At 65.7% G+C, this 12,816-nt stretch carries 18 protein-coding genes and 2 pseudogenes; 7 read left to right on the top strand and 13 right to left on the bottom strand.

Translation table 11 applies throughout. The features are described 5' to 3' along the window. Window positions 1-6: 6 nt before the first annotated feature. Both DL899_RS16070 and DL899_RS16065 read right to left on the bottom strand, forming a co-directional pair. On the bottom strand, window positions 7-1,503 hold the full coding sequence (locus DL899_RS16070) for a phage portal protein (RefSeq protein WP_239494736.1): 1,497 nt from the start codon (window positions 1,501-1,503) through the stop codon (window positions 7-9). Next, entirely contained in the window at window positions 1,503-1,712 is a 210-nt protein-coding gene (locus DL899_RS16065) for a phage head-tail joining protein (RefSeq protein ID WP_111735375.1), read from the bottom strand. The genes DL899_RS16070 and DL899_RS16065 overlap by 1 nt, the downstream gene beginning before the upstream one ends. A 33-nt stretch (window positions 1,713-1,745) precedes the next feature. Between DL899_RS16065 and DL899_RS16060 the strand changes: the two genes are divergently transcribed. Then, on the top strand, window positions 1,746-2,015 hold the full coding sequence (locus tag DL899_RS16060) for a type II toxin-antitoxin system CcdA family antitoxin (protein WP_239494732.1): 270 nt from the start codon (window positions 1,746-1,748) through the stop codon (window positions 2,013-2,015). Next, window positions 2,015-2,311, top strand: coding sequence for a CcdB family protein (locus DL899_RS16055; RefSeq protein WP_111735374.1), 297 nt, complete (start codon window positions 2,015-2,017; stop codon window positions 2,309-2,311). Before DL899_RS16060 ends, DL899_RS16055 begins: the two co-directional genes overlap by 1 nt. Here the strand turns inward: DL899_RS16055 and DL899_RS16050 are convergent, their stop codons facing one another. The 4 genes from DL899_RS16050 to DL899_RS16035 all read right to left on the bottom strand — a co-directional run bounded on the left by DL899_RS16050 (window position 2,312) and on the right by DL899_RS16035 (window position 5,618). Beyond that, window positions 2,312-4,309: a phage terminase large subunit family protein gene (locus tag DL899_RS16050; RefSeq protein ID WP_111735403.1), complete on the bottom strand. Its 1,998-nt coding sequence runs from the start codon at window positions 4,307-4,309 to the stop codon at window positions 2,312-2,314. It abuts the gene before it with no gap. 48 nt (window positions 4,310-4,357) lie between these two features. After that, window positions 4,358-4,762 carry a type II toxin-antitoxin system VapC family toxin gene (locus tag DL899_RS16045; protein WP_111735373.1) on the bottom strand — a complete coding sequence of 135 codons (405 nt, stop codon included), beginning with the start codon at window positions 4,760-4,762 and terminating at the stop codon, window positions 4,358-4,360. Next, window positions 4,762-5,004, bottom strand: coding sequence for a type II toxin-antitoxin system Phd/YefM family antitoxin (locus tag DL899_RS16040; protein ID WP_111735372.1), 243 nt, complete (start codon window positions 5,002-5,004; stop codon window positions 4,762-4,764). Before DL899_RS16040 ends, DL899_RS16045 begins: the two co-directional genes overlap by 1 nt. 65 nt (window positions 5,005-5,069) lie before the next feature. Next, entirely contained in the window at window positions 5,070-5,618 is a 549-nt protein-coding gene (locus DL899_RS16035; RefSeq protein WP_111735371.1) for a hypothetical protein, read from the bottom strand. Between DL899_RS16035 and DL899_RS20165 the strand changes: the two genes are divergently transcribed. The 5 genes from DL899_RS20165 to DL899_RS16015 all read left to right on the top strand — a co-directional run bounded on the left by DL899_RS20165 (window position 5,583) and on the right by DL899_RS16015 (window position 7,645). Further along, on the top strand, window positions 5,583-5,969 hold the full coding sequence (locus tag DL899_RS20165; protein ID WP_338049660.1) for a DUF6900 domain-containing protein: 387 nt from the start codon (window positions 5,583-5,585) through the stop codon (window positions 5,967-5,969). The genes DL899_RS16035 and DL899_RS20165 overlap by 36 nt on opposite strands. Before the next feature lie 12 nt (window positions 5,970-5,981). Continuing rightward, entirely contained in the window at window positions 5,982-6,200 is a 219-nt protein-coding gene (locus DL899_RS16025) for a hypothetical protein (RefSeq protein ID WP_111735369.1), read from the top strand. Window positions 6,201-6,211: 11 nt separating this feature from the next. Further along, entirely contained in the window at window positions 6,212-6,352 is a 141-nt protein-coding gene (locus tag DL899_RS19460) for a hypothetical protein (protein WP_162685610.1), read from the top strand. Between the two features lie 339 nt (window positions 6,353-6,691). Further along, the gene (locus DL899_RS16020; protein WP_111735368.1) at window positions 6,692-6,985 is read left to right on the top strand and encodes a hypothetical protein; all 294 of its coding nucleotides are present in this window, start codon (window positions 6,692-6,694) and stop codon (window positions 6,983-6,985) included. 99 nt (window positions 6,986-7,084) lie between these two features. After that, window positions 7,085-7,645 (top strand): DUF3489 domain-containing protein, encoded by a 561-nt coding sequence (locus DL899_RS16015; RefSeq protein ID WP_111735367.1) that lies wholly within the window; start codon window positions 7,085-7,087, stop codon window positions 7,643-7,645. Here the strand turns inward: DL899_RS16015 and DL899_RS16010 are convergent. The 7 genes and pseudogenes from DL899_RS16010 to DL899_RS15980 form a co-directional block, all read right to left on the bottom strand. Further along, window positions 7,609-7,845: a DUF7220 family protein gene (locus DL899_RS16010; protein ID WP_420820991.1), complete on the bottom strand. Its 237-nt coding sequence runs from the start codon at window positions 7,843-7,845 to the stop codon at window positions 7,609-7,611. The two genes, DL899_RS16015 and DL899_RS16010, sit on opposite strands and share 37 nt — an antisense overlap. Before the next feature lie 131 nt (window positions 7,846-7,976). Further along, window positions 7,977-8,453, bottom strand: a pseudogene (locus DL899_RS16005) (ParB/Srx family N-terminal domain-containing protein); the annotation flags it as partial. After that, entirely contained in the window at window positions 8,450-9,712 is a 1,263-nt protein-coding gene (locus tag DL899_RS16000; RefSeq protein WP_111735366.1) for a site-specific DNA-methyltransferase, read from the bottom strand. The gene DL899_RS16000 and the pseudogene DL899_RS16005, both read right to left, overlap by 4 nt. 535 nt (window positions 9,713-10,247) lie before the next feature. Then, a complete protein-coding gene (locus DL899_RS15995; protein ID WP_204355332.1) occupies window positions 10,248-10,931 on the bottom strand; it encodes an RES family NAD+ phosphorylase in 684 nt (227 codons plus the stop codon). Window positions 10,932-10,933: 2 nt separating this feature from the next. After that, window positions 10,934-11,347: an MbcA/ParS/Xre antitoxin family protein gene (locus DL899_RS15990; RefSeq protein ID WP_111735402.1), complete on the bottom strand. Its 414-nt coding sequence runs from the start codon at window positions 11,345-11,347 to the stop codon at window positions 10,934-10,936. Between the two features lie 58 nt (window positions 11,348-11,405). Further along, window positions 11,406-11,811, bottom strand: a pseudogene (locus tag DL899_RS19910) (hypothetical protein); the annotation flags it as partial. A gap of 153 nt (window positions 11,812-11,964) precedes the next feature. Beyond that, window positions 11,965-12,816, bottom strand: an 852-nt coding sequence (locus tag DL899_RS15980) for an ABC transporter substrate-binding protein (protein ID WP_111735364.1), incomplete at its 5' end; no start/stop codon positions are given.

The raw sequence follows: 12,816 nt of genomic DNA, 5'->3' as shown, positions 1-12,816 counted from the left end.
GGGCGGCTAGCCTTCCTCCTGTGTTGAGGGTATGCTTTCCGCGTCCGTATCCTCGGGTTCAGCATCATCCTGTCCGGACGGCACCGCCTGCACACCCTGCGCGGGCGAGCCCGGCCGACGAAAGTCGAGACCCAGCGTGCGCTCGCGGGCCCGCTCCGCGGCGATCTCGCGGTCGACCTCGTCGGCGTCATAGCCGCGCTCGGCGATGGCCTGGGTGCGGGACTTGAGCCCGGCTTCGATCTGAGCGATCTCGGCATTGGCGTCCTTCAAGGGGTCGACCCAGTCCCATTTGGTCGGCAGCCAGTCGGCGGTCAGCAGCCGGGACCGGTTGATCTCGTAGCCGGGCAGGGTGAGCGCGCCGGATAATACCGCCGTATCCATCCAGCGCGCCCAGACCGGTCGGCAGAGCTGGTAGACCATCACCGAATGTTGCCAGGCCGAGACACGGCGGCGGAACTCGATCAGGGCGAGGCGCGAGTTCGAGAAGTTGCCCTTGACCATGTCGTTGGCGAGATAGGGGTAGGGAATCCCGAGGGCGGCGGATATTTGCAGCAAGGTGCGGTACTGAAACGGCTCGTAGGTCGCGCCGCTGTCGGCGGGCTGGCCGACGGTGACGTCCTCGCCCGGATCGAGCCGCACGATCTGGCCCGGAGCGATCTCGTAGCCGGCATCGCCCCCCTCGTCCTCGGGCGGGGCGAGCGGGTTTTCCGGCGCGGGGGATGTGACGAACATCGCGTACATCGCCGCGACCTTCTTGCGGTCGAGCTCGGCGTCGTCGTACTGATCGAGCAGGAAGAGCTTGACGATGGCGGGTGCCAGCTTTGAGACCCCGCGCAGCTGTCCGCCCTCGACCGGGTCGATCACATGGATCACGTCCGAGGCCGGCACGCGCACCACCTCACCCGCCAGCCCCGGATCGGTGCTGTCGCCCGGGTGACGGCGCAGGAAGTGATAGGCGACGCGCCGCCCGATCCGGTCGAACTCGATGCCCTGCCGGATGGCATTGCCACTGGCGGCGGTGCCGCTTCTCTCCAAGGGCAGCATCTCGGCGGGCAGCATCTGCAGCTGCAGCGGCACGCTGAGCCCGTCGCTCGTGCGCCGCATCCGGATCCGGAAGAACACCTCGCCGGCGATGAAGACTTCGCGCGCGGCGCGGCGCTGCAGCCCGTAGAAATCGGTCAGCCCCTCGGCGTCAGCCTCGTCGGTCCAGGCGAGCCAGAGGCGCTGCAGCTCCTCCTTGCGGGCGGGATCGGCGATCTTCGAGATCGGCTTGATGCCGTCGCCGGCGGTATTGGCGGCCCAGCTCTCGACGGCATTGGTGGCATAGCCGTTGTTGCGCACCAGCCAGCGGGCGCGGGCGGAGATATCGGGCCCGGCGGCGGCGATCAGCGCGTTGACGTGGGCGCGCGTCGCGTGAAACCCGCGCAGGCGGCGATGATGCTGGCCGGCATCAAAGCCGCCGATGAAGGCCCCGAGGCGCTGGCGCCAGCTCACCCCTCCCATCATAGGTCCTTCACGGCAAAGGGGCGCAGGACGCGGCGGCCGGGCGCCTCCAGCGCCGCGATCCGCCGCTCGATATCGGCAATCGCCGCCGCCATCTCCGCGTCCGTGCCGTAATTCACGCTCTTGCCGTCATAGCTGACGCTGCGCGTGCCGCTGTAACGTGCCGCCAGCAGCGCGCCGTGGCGGGACTTGAGCTCATCGAGGGTCATTGGTGTCTCTTGATGCACACACGCATCGTGTGTATGTTCCATATGGTGCAGGAGGGCATGATGCCGCGAACCGCAGAGAAGCAGCGCACCAACATCACCCTGACCGCGGTCAATCTCGCTGCGGCCCGGGAACTGGGCCTCAATGTATCGGCAATCAGCGATGCCGCGCTGGCTGCGGCCGTGCGCGCGGCGAAAGCCGAGGCCTGGGCCCGCGAGAATGCCGAGGCCATTGCCGAGCGTCGTGCCTGGATCGAGACCCATGGCACGCCCCTGGCCGATCTTCAGGTCCTGAAGATCGACTGATGGCGCAGTTTCATGTCTATCGTGTTGCGGGTGGGCGACTGGTGATCGATCTGCAGACCGATCTGATCGACACCGGCACGCGCGTGGTCGCGCCGCTGGTGCCGGCCGCTTCGGGGCCCAAGGTGATTGGGCGCCTCGAGCCCATGTTCGAGATCGAAGGGGTCTCCCATGTCCTGCACACGGCAGAGATGGCGGCTGTCCCCTCGGCTGCAATCAAAAGCCCACCGGTGGCCGATCTCTCCGGCTTCGACTATGAAATCCGTGGCGCCCTCGACATGGTGTTCTCGGGGTTCTGATCATTCCATGTATCTCGGCGTGCTGATCTTCCAGCCGCGCCGCCGCGGGGCGGCGATGCGCCCGGCTTGCGGTGCGCCTGGTTGCTCTGGCTCCGGCGCGGACACGGCAGCGGTGGTCTCCACCCCGGCCTGTCTTTCGAGCTGCCGCCACATCCGCTCGTCGAAGCGGTCGGCGCCGAGGATCCACGCCGCCGCCCGGGCATAGACGCGAGTGTCGAGCGCCTCGTTCCTCTCGCGCAGCTTCTGCCATTCCTGGCGCGAGTAGCCGCGCTTGTTGCGGATCGTGACCAGTTGCTCGGCCACCAGTTGCTTGAGCCATTCGCTGTCGATCCAGTCGGGCAGGTGGATCGTGCCGGGCAAGGTCAAGGTGCCTGCGTCCCGATCCTCGTCGCTTGGCCGCTCGCTGCGCAGATGGCGATACGTCTCGGCCTTGAAGGTGGCGGTGGCTACGCTCCAGAGCCGCGCGCCGCGTTTCAGTTTCCGCCCGTTCACGGTGGCATCGACGAAGGTCGGCCCCGACACCGGCGTGGCCCGGTTGAAGCCTTCCAGCCCCTTCACGGGGGCCACCTGCGCGATGCCCTGCGTGCGCGCCCAGGCATGGACGGCCGCCGACTCGTAGCCGGTGTCGATGGCAAGCCTCGCCAGCGTCATGACCGCGCCATGCTCATGCACCCATGTCTGGCCCAGCAGCGCCGTCAGCCTGTCCCAGCAGGCCGGATCGTCCGGGCCGCCGGGGATGACGACGTGATCGACGAGCCAGCTTGTCATGCCCCGCCCCCAGGCCCAGACATCGACCTCGATGCGGTCCTTCTGCACGTCGGCGCCGGCGGTGAGAAACAGCCCGCCCGCGGGGATCTGCGCCGGATAGGCCTCGCGGCGATCCGCCAGGCGCTGCCATTCCGGGGCCTCGCCGCTCTCGATCCAGGTCTCGCCCAAAAGCGTGTTGCGCGCCGCGCGCAGCATCTCCTCGGAGCCCTGTGCCGCGAGCCAGTCGCGCGCAATCTGCGCCCAGCTCTTCCAGCCGATCGGGGAGTAAAGCGCCGAGAGGTGGAAGCCGATGGCCGTCGGGTCCTCGGGTGTCGCGGTTGCGCGCCACTCGCCCCGCGCCAGCATCTCGGTCTTGTGATGCTCTGGCATCGGGCGCTCGCAGCCCTCGCAGTGATATTCCGCCGTCTCGGGGCGCCCCTTCGCCCAGCGCAGGCGCTCGAACCGCAGCCATTGCATCGCCCCGCAATGCGGGCATGGCACGAAGTAACGCCGCTGGTCAGAGGCCTCGAACTCGCGCTCGATCCGGCTCAGCCCCCGGATCGTCGGGGTCGAGACCATGAACACCTTGCGCCTGTGCGCGAAGGTGGTGGTGCGGGCCTCGGCCAGCGTGACCGGATCGCCCTCCTCGTCCGCCGAGGCGGGATAGGCATCGATCTCGTCGAGGAACACATAGCGCGCGGGCATCGACCGCAGGCCGGTGGCGCTGTTTGCCCCGGTCAGCACCAGAATGCCGCCGGGGAATTCCTTGGACAGCATCGAGTTGCCGGCATCGCGCGAGCGGGCGGGGCTCACCCGCTCCTTCAGGGCCGGGCTGTCCTCGATCAGCGGATCGATCCGACCGCGCGAGCTGCGTTTCGCCATCTCCACCGTCGGCAGCACCGCCAGCATCGGGCCCGGCGCGTGATGGATCACGAAGCCGATCCAGTTGTTGCCAGCCTCCGTCGCGCCGACCTGCGCGGCCTTCATGAAGCTGATCCGCTGCGCCGGGTGGCCCGGGGACAGCGCATCCATGATCGCCCGCAGATAGGGCGTGCGTGCGGTGCGGTATCGCCCCGGCTCGGCCGAGGCGCGCGAGCTGAGCCAGCGATGTTGATCCGCCCATTCCGATACGGTGAGGTCAGCATCGGGCCGCATACCGCGTCGCCAGGCGCGCAGGAGGTCTTCGGCGCCCTCAAAAGCGAGGTCCAACCCTTCAGCGAAGTTATCTTGCGCAGGATTGTCGTCTGTCATGCCCTGTATCCCGTTTTCCACCGGGGTGCTTCAGGGCTCGACCTCAATCTACTGGAACGGGTTTTCGATCTCCACGCCCGTCGGTTCGAAATCACTGGTATTGCCGGTCACGACAATGGCGCCTTGGGCCAGCGCGGTCGTTGCGATCTGCAAGTCCGCGCCACTGTGACCAAGGCGCGCTGACAGTTTACCCCAAATACGCGCGTCCTCATTCCCGAACGGGAGCACACGATCAGCGAACAGCAGAGAGGTGCGGTCAATCCAACTCCGCAGGTCCTTGGCGAATCCCAGGTTGCGGTTTTCCTGCAGGGCAATGTCGCGCTCGATTTCGCCAAGGGTTATAACACTTAAGAAAAGCCTATCCTCGGACTGCGCTCGCAGCCAATCCGCGACCCTGGGCGCACGATCAGGACGACGCAAAGCCGACAGGACGTTCGTATCCAGCAAATACATCAGAATTCAACGGATCGCGGTTCGACCTGCGCTCCTTCGATGTCTTCGCCTGGAAAGGCCAGTAAATGCTCAATGAACGAGCCCCTGGACCGCTGCGCCTCGGCCAGAAGATGATGGTATTCCGATGCCGACATGACCACGACTGCAGGTTTGCCGCGACGCGTCACCTCCTGCGGTGTGCCGGCCAAAGCAGCGTCCACGACAGAACTGAATTTATTTTTGGCATCTTGTATCGTCCACACAAGCGCACTCCTAGCTATCTAGATAGACAGAAATAGGCGTCTGGGCGTTCAATGTTAAACCCGACTCACTCAAGCGAGACCCGGAGGTCTGCCAAGGCGCCGAGCTGCTCTCGGACATGGGTTTCCAGCACCCTCTGCAGGATTGCAGTCTCGATCGTCACCGGTGTGCCCGAGGCTTTCTCCATCTCTGCGGACAATTGCGCGGCCATCAGCGCCGCCACGCGCGTGGGCCAGGTCACCCAGACGTCGCGCTCCTGCCGCGCGAGACGAAACACCAGCGTTTCGGCGCGCGCGCGGTCGACCAGCACGCCCTTCTTCTTCTGGAGCGAGAGCTGCCGTTCCTGCGCCTGATAGACGGTCAGCGCTGTGCGGGCCTTCAGATAGGACGTGCTGTCGCCGGGTCCGGACGCGACGCCTTCGCCGACGCTTGACCCACCCCGAGAGCGCATCTGCTGGTCCGGATCGGTCATCGCGCCACGCCGTGCATCCGAGGCGACAGCATTGATCGAGCCATCGGCAAAGAGCACCAGCCGCCCGTTCTTGCGCGCCTTCTGCACCGCACCGCGCGAGAGCCCGGAATGGGCGGCATAGGCGCGTTCGGACATGCCTTCCATGGCGCTGTGATAACCTTCAAGGTATTGGGATTAAACGTAAATATTCCGCTTATTCAGCTGATTGCACTCGCCGATAGCGATTCTGACCCCAGTGAAGCGAGTGCATCGCGCACAGCCAGAGACAGCACGGAGACAGCCATGCGCAAACACCCTGATCCGACCGATGCTCGAGACGCCCTGCTGCGCGACATCGCCGAGCGCCATCTCTTTCTTGAAACCCTCGAGACCCGGAACGCCGACGGTCTCGATTTCCACGTCCACGCCGTCTGGGCGATCCGCTCCGCGCTGGAGGCGGCCTTTGAAGCCAGGCGCCAGGCCGGTGAAGCCACCGCACCGACAAGCCAATCGTGAAAGGACACGCACATGACCGCCATCACCACCATTCGCATCGACCATGCCGCAGTGCCCGACCCCCTGAACGGCAAGAATCCGGACGCGGTCGCCCGCATTATCGAGGCCGCGCTGCGCGACGAGGGACTCACGGCCGAGGCCTCCGACGTGATCTCGCATATCAAGATCGAGCTGCCGACCACCCAGCTTGCCGCTGCCAGCGCGTTTCTGGCCAGTTTGCACCTGATCTGAGGAAGGCCCCGATGACCATTCCCTGCAACTGCCTGCCCGAAGGCGAGACCCTCGACGACATCGTACGGCGCAACTGCGCGATCGGTTTCGACCTGCGGTTTTGTCGTGGCGTCGCCGTGTCCGAGCACGACCGCGACACCGTCACCTGCTAGCCGGGCGACGCGGAGTTCGTCACGCTTTACGCCCTCACCGATCTGGGCGAAGCCATCGCCATTCACGATGCCGATCTGACCAGCGCCGGGGCGGATGACGTCGCAGCCGTCGCTCGCGCGCTGTTCGTGGCGATGGTCAACGCCCGCCGCGATCCGCTCGATGCCGCCCAGCGCCATGAGGCGGAGCAGGCCGAGCTCACCGGTCATGACCGGATCGGATGATGCTCGACGGGGCGATCAGAGAGCAATCCTATTGCTCTGATTTACCTACAATAATCTGCGCGTCAGAGCGATGGTTGTCTCACGGAAACGATGCAACTCACTCCAAGGAGCTACGCCATGATCAGCCCGAACCCGCAAATCACGCCCCGCCATCAGCTGCGCGCCGAGAAGGCCCGCAGGAACAAGGGTGAGACCGGTTCGAGGAACCGGTCGAACGCGCTCGCTGCCTTCACGGCCAAGAAGGCCGAGATCGACGGGAGGCTCGCCCGCTTGTCGCAGCTCAGTGACGACCATTTCAACTGCCACTCCGACGAGGTCGGCTGGGCCATGGTCGGCACACTCGATCACTACGCCAGCCTGCTCAAGCGCATCACCGACAGCGCCTTTGGCGAAGGCGAATACGCTGAGTGACCCTTCGGGCATTGATCCCGCACGGCCCGCCACCACAGCGGGCTTCACCCGGTAGAAGGCGGCACATTGCGCGCTGCCCGACCAGAACCGGAGGTTCCCATGCCCAAACTCACCGACACCCAGTCCATCATCCTCAGCCGCGCGGCCACCCGCCCCGGCAATCTGGCCATGCCGCTGCCCGACGGGCTGCACGGGGCCGCCGCCAAGAAGGCCGTGGCGGCGATGATCTCGCGCGGCTGGCTCGAAGAGGTCGACGCCGACATCCGCAAGGGTGAACCGCTCTGGCGCGAGACCGGCGATGGCCATGGCACCACGCTGATTGCAACCGAGGTCGGGTTGGATGCCATCGGGATCGAGCCGGTGGTCGCCAAGGCCACCAGCGCGCCGCGCAAGGCGAAGCCAGAGCCCACACCGATGCCCCAATCGCCTGATGCACCGAAGCCCGTCGCCATCCGGACGGGCACAAAGCAGGCGCATATCATTGCGCTTCTTGAGCGCCCCGAGGGGGCGTCCATCGCTGAGATCGCCGAGGCGACCGGCTGGTTGGCGCACAGTGTGCGCGGCCTGATCTCGGGCGGGCTCAAGAAGAAACTGGGCCTGCCCATAAGTGCGGAGAAGGTCGATCAGCGCGGCACCGTGTACAAGCTTGACGCCGCCTGATCCCCGCGGTCATCGCAAACGCTCGAACAGCCTGCGCAGCGCGTAGCTGCGCAGCAGCGAAACGCCGTAAACAAGGTGCCAATGACCAGGTTCTCACCGAGGCTCGGGTGCAGGCCGAACCATGGAAATACAATGATCTGGATGGTCACAGCCAATCCGTAACCCACTGCGACATTGGTCACGGCTTCGATCAGCGACATGCGACGCGACTGCGTCATGCGCGCTTTCTCGACCGGCAAGCGGGCTTCTGATCTCCCTCGTCCATGACGAGGCGACTGGCTGTCCGCCCCGTCGCCAATTCCCAGCGCCGCACGGCGACGTCGCAATACAACGGGTCGGGGATTGTGTCGGCGGTGTCATCGTCAATGGGCGTGCGGTTGTCGTCACCGGCATCGTGCAGCAGGGCGTCCAGCTCGTCCTCTGGTATGCCGATCAGCCCGAGGTCGAAATCCTCGGCCATCAGCCCGCGCAACTCCTCCAGAAGCAGCGCCTCATCCCACCCACCCAGCTCCGTGAGCTTGTTGTCGGCGATCCGATACGCCCGCCGCTGCGCCTCGGTCAGATGGCCCAGCACGATGACGGGCGCCTCCACCAGCCCGAGCTGCGCCGCCGCCAGGACGCGCCCATGGCCCGCGATCAATTCGCCATCGGACGCGACGAGACAGGGCACGGTCCAGCCGAACTCGGCCATGCTGGCGGCGATCCGTGCCACCTGGTCTGCGTCATGCGTCTTGGCATTGCGGGCATAGGGTTTGAGCCGATCCAGCGGCCAGAATTCGATCTGGCTCGGGCGCAGATGCATCGTCATGCGGTGAGCCGTTTGGCTTTCAAGGCGGCGAAGCTTTCGCCGGTTTCCACCAGCACCGCCTCCTCGCCGGTGAAGGACTGCCAGCGATCAACGGCGACATCGACATAGGCCGGGTTCAGTTCCACCCCGTAGCAAACGCGCCCCGTGGTCTCGGCCGCGATCAGCGTGGTGCCAGATCCCATGAAGGGCTCATAAACCGCCTGACCGGGGGCCGAGTTGTTCAGGATTGGCCGGCGCATGCACTCGACGGGTTTCTGCGTGCCGTGCACCGTGTCTGTGTCCTGATCCTTGTTCGCGATCTGCCACAGCGTCGTCTGCTTGCGATCGCCCGCCCAGTGGCCCTTGCCCCTGGCGCGCACCGCATACCAGCAGGGCTCATGCTGCCAGTGGTAATCGCCCCGACTGAGCACAAGCCTGTCCTTTGCCCAGATGATCTGCGACCGGATGGCGAAACCTGCCGCCACCAGGCTTTCGGCCACCGTCGAGGAGTGCAGCGCGCCATGCCAGACATAGGTCACGTCGCCCGGAAACAACGCCCATGCCTCCCGCCAGTCGGCGCGGTCGTCATTGAGCACCTTGCCCGTCCGCTTGGTCTTGGCAGCGCCCGCCTGGTTGCGCCAGGAAGGATCGTATTCGACGCCATAGGGCGGGTCGGTGACCATCAGCAGAGGGCGAACATCGCCCAGCAGCCGCCCGACCACATCGGCTGACGTGCTGTCGCCACAGATCAGACGATGCGCGCCCAGCTGCCACAGATCGCCCGGTCCCGAGACCGGCGTGACCGGCGGTTCGGGAATGTGATCCTCGCCCTCGACCGGGCCATCGCCACCCAGCACCTCGGGGTCCTGCAGCAGCGCGTCCAGATCCTCGTCGGCGATGCCAAGCAGCGACAGGTCGAAATCCTCGGCCAGCAGCCCCGCGATCTCGTCGCGCAGCAGGGCCTCGTCCCAGTCGCCGAGCTCCGTAAGCTTGTTGTCGGCAATGCGGTAGGCCCGGCGCTCTGCCTCGTCGAGATGGCTGAGCCGGATCACCGGCACGTCCGTCAGCCCCAGCATGATGGCCGCAAGCACCCGGCCATGGCCTGCGATCAGCTCGCCATCGTCGGCCACCATGCAGGGCACGGTCCAGCCAAATTTGGCCATGCTGGCGGCGATCTTCGCGACCTGGTCGTCGCCGTGCATCTTGGCATTGCGAGTATAGGGGCGCAGCCGGTCGATCGGCCACGTCTCGATCTCGCTTGGCGCGAAGACAAGGTCCATGAGGCGGGTCTCAATATGGAGCAGGGAAAAAACATGCACGCGCGCCGCCAGCAGGTTCAGCAGCGGGAGCGGGGTCCGCGATGTGGGGAAAAAGAAAACGCCCGGAAGGGTTTCTTCCGGGCGCTATTCTTCGATGATCAATGGGTACGTCAAGGGGGCTAGAAATGTCAAACCATTTTTTGGCCTGGAATCAACAAGTTCTGGTTCGCCCGAGCGCAGGTGCCTTCCTGACGTGGCGGCGGTGGCCGGTGGATTCCATAAGATGGCTTCCCTGGCTTCCCGATGGAATCCACGTGAGCCAGTTGGGTGCTTGCGTAAGGTTTTGATATTGAGTCAGAATTTCCAGCAAGACCGCTGCGGTGGCTTCCGGGTGGATTCCCCGGTGAGGAATCCAGTCGCTGGCGAAATGGCGCGCTCAGCCCCCCCGTATACGTTTGGCGCCCGGAAGGAACCATGGCAGGGGGGGCGTGGTCGTCATGCAAGCCCTGTAGGTGGCCTGCGGCTGAATGGCTTGCGGTGCGGGGTGACTGCGTGATCAGATCACGGTCATCACTTCGCCATCGTCGAGACGTTTCACGTAATCGACCGTAGTGCCGTTCCAGTGATAAGCGAAGTGCGCGCCTTGCGTCGGGATGGGAACGACATCCGGCCAGAACACCGCGATGCAGTAGCCGCCGGTATAGCGGATGCTCGGCCAGGTGATGCCGTTTGATCCGGCGGCGCGGCGCTCGGCGCCGAAGATCTGAGAAGGGCCGTAGTCGTCGGGATCGAGCAGATCGGCGCGGCCGGTCGCGTCGTCCAGATCGGCATCGATCGAGCTGATCAGTTCGCGGAACTGCGACGTCCAGCCAGGTGCCTCCTCCGTGGCGTGCATGAAGCGGGCGTGGTGGTGGATGGTCTCGGCAATCGCCACCTCGGTCCGGTCGCCCGCGTAGTAGAGGCCAAATGTGCCGTCCGAGAAACGGCCTGGTCGCAGGGGGGAGCAGTGGACGAAGGGCGCCATGACCCAGCTTGCGCCTGGCCCCGTCACTCGGCGAGTGACCGGCACCTTCGAGAGATCCCCGATGCTGTCGCGGAAGCGTGGATTGAACTTGGCCTCGGCCGAGGCCAGCGCCTCCCAATCGGCGGGATCGGCGATGTCTTCGAACAGGTCGATGGGCGGATGGATGGAGCGGATGATGCGGACGGTGCGCGGCCAGATCACGCGGCGGACAGACACCGTCACCAAGCACCCCGCTCCGCGTCCAGATAGGCGCGCAGGTCGATCAGGTCGGTGATCTCACCGCGCATCATGACGTCGAGCGCGCTCAGCCCACCGAAGGCCTCGTTGGGCTTGCTGATCCACGCATAGCCGCGTGCCGGATCGGTGAAAAGATAGCGCAGCGCCTTGTGGATCCCGATGAGAATTGCCATCCGCGCCCGCAGATCGCGGTCGATGCGGCCAATGTCCCCGGTCTTCCAACGCGCCCATGTGCGCTGGGCCATGTCGCCCAGCAAGGTGCGGGCTTCGGCATCGGTGAGACCCCATGCACGGAACAGATTGACAGTGGCACGCGCCAAGGCCGCCGCTTCGTCGTCTGTGATAATGGGAAGGTCAGGGCGTGCGATGATCGGCTGGACCGTGGCGAACTGCATGGTCATTCTCCTTTGGCATCAATATAAGCATTGTGTGCCAATAGGCAATGACAATCTCCTATCTGACCGCACTCACCCGCGTCCAAGGCCGCGCCTTCGCCACCGTCACCTCAAGCTCCCGCAGCATCCCGCTTGCGATCAGCCCGTCGCGGATCCAGCTCAGCGCCTGCCACCAGTCGTCGTAGGCGCGTCGGGCGGGCGCGACCTGCTCCGGGTGCGGTCGCCAGGTCACCGGGCAGGCCAGGTTCTCGATGCTGCGGCATTTGCCGCGGGTCAGGATGCGTTCGGTGCCGGCCACGATGGTGGGCGCGTTCGCCGTGCCGGTTGCGCTTCACCTTGACCGGCATGCAGTGCGGCACGGCGCCGCGCGTCTAGTCTGGCGTCAACCCCACGCGCGCGAGTTCGGCGACGCGGATCGTCAGGCGCTTGCCGCCCAAACTGTCGCGGAGCCCGGCGACCGTGGATGTCGCCGAGGAACAGCCCGTCGAACCCTGCCGCCTCGGCCGCTTGCGCGCATTCCAGCCAATGCGGCAGTTCGAGCGGACCGGTGGCGCGCGACCCGGGCGCGCGCCAGGCCGCCTCTTGACTGCCAGGGCCGAAGCGGACCGCGTTCAGGATCACTGGCGCATCCAGCTTTGGTCATGCCAGGCCGACACATCGCCTGGCCAGTCGAGGGGCGCGCCGCGCGTGTCCTTGAGGACACCGCTGTCGTAGAGAAACCGCGCCATCGCCGCGAAGCGTTCGGCATCGATCCGGCCGACGGGCGTGTCGCCGTCGCGCAGGTAGTTGCTTTGCGTAATCACGTCCATCGAGCCCTGCACCAGCGCCGCGTTCGGGAAGTCACCGGCCGCGATCAGCATCTCCGCCGCCGCGTCGGGGTGGTCGGCGGCCCATTCGTAGCCGGCCTGCGTCGCCGTCATGAAGGCCGCGACCATGGCGGGGTCATCGCGCAGGACTTCGACGCGAGTGCCGATATAGCCGGTCTGCTGATCGGGGATGCCGTAATCGGCATAGGCGAAGGACGATTGCTCGCGCCCCAGAAGCTCGCTATTCACGCCTTCCCAGGTCGCGACTTCGAGGGTGAAATCGACCCGGCCGGTGGCCAGCGCCTCGTAGGCGCCGGTGCCGAGCGTCACCGTGTCATAGACCGGATCACCACCATCGTTACGGATCATGGTCGAGATCAGCGCATCCTCCCAGTCGCTGCCGAAACCGGCATAGGTCTTGCGCGACAGATCGGCGGGGCGGGATATTTCCGCATTGTCGCTGTTATAGACGAGCCGGCCGGGGTCGTGCTGCATCGTCGCCCAGAGCGCAGTGATGTCGGTGCCCTGCGCGCGCACGCTCATGAAGCCAAGCGAGGTCATGTAGGCGAAATCCGCGATCCCAGCCGCCAGCAACGCGGTGGAACTTGTATCGGAATAGGGCAGGATTTCCACGTCCAGCCTGGCCTCGTCGTACAGGCCGCG

It is taken from the genome of Roseovarius amoyensis, assembly GCF_003260265.1.
Lineage (GTDB): Bacteria > Pseudomonadota > Alphaproteobacteria > Rhodobacterales > Rhodobacteraceae > Roseovarius > Roseovarius amoyensis.
The sequence above is the reverse complement of the archived record's forward strand: the minus strand, read 5'-3'. Positions and strand labels throughout refer to the sequence as shown.

Coding starts and splice junctions, on each gene's coding strand:
- DL899_RS16025 (WP_111735369.1), top strand. CDS start 5,982: ATGACCGCCATCACCACCATTCGCATCGACCATGCCGCAGTGCCCGAC.
- DL899_RS16035 (WP_111735371.1), bottom strand. CDS start 5,618: ATGGAAGGCATGTCCGAACGCGCCTATGCCGCCCATTCCGGGCTCTCG.
- DL899_RS16020 (WP_111735368.1), top strand. CDS start 6,692: ATGATCAGCCCGAACCCGCAAATCACGCCCCGCCATCAGCTGCGCGCC.
- DL899_RS16045 (WP_111735373.1), bottom strand. CDS start 4,762: ATGTATTTGCTGGATACGAACGTCCTGTCGGCTTTGCGTCGTCCTGAT.
- DL899_RS16015 (WP_111735367.1), top strand. CDS start 7,085: ATGCCCAAACTCACCGACACCCAGTCCATCATCCTCAGCCGCGCGGCC.
- DL899_RS16055 (WP_111735374.1), top strand. CDS start 2,015: ATGGCGCAGTTTCATGTCTATCGTGTTGCGGGTGGGCGACTGGTGATC.
- DL899_RS16065 (WP_111735375.1), bottom strand. CDS start 1,712: ATGACCCTCGATGAGCTCAAGTCCCGCCACGGCGCGCTGCTGGCGGCA.
- DL899_RS16010 (WP_420820991.1), bottom strand. CDS start 7,845: ATGTCGCTGATCGAAGCCGTGACCAATGTCGCAGTGGGTTACGGATTG.
- DL899_RS15990 (WP_111735402.1), bottom strand. CDS start 11,347: ATGCAGTTCGCCACGGTCCAGCCGATCATCGCACGCCCTGACCTTCCC.
- DL899_RS16050 (WP_111735403.1), bottom strand. CDS start 4,309: ATGACAGACGACAATCCTGCGCAAGATAACTTCGCTGAAGGGTTGGAC.
- DL899_RS16000 (WP_111735366.1), bottom strand. CDS start 9,712: ATGGACCTTGTCTTCGCGCCAAGCGAGATCGAGACGTGGCCGATCGAC.
- DL899_RS16060 (WP_239494732.1), top strand. CDS start 1,746: ATGTTCCATATGGTGCAGGAGGGCATGATGCCGCGAACCGCAGAGAAG.
- DL899_RS20165 (WP_338049660.1), top strand. CDS start 5,583: ATGGGCGGCATAGGCGCGTTCGGACATGCCTTCCATGGCGCTGTGATA.
- DL899_RS19460 (WP_162685610.1), top strand. CDS start 6,212: ATGACCATTCCCTGCAACTGCCTGCCCGAAGGCGAGACCCTCGACGAC.
- DL899_RS16070 (WP_239494736.1), bottom strand. CDS start 1,503: ATGGGAGGGGTGAGCTGGCGCCAGCGCCTCGGGGCCTTCATCGGCGGC.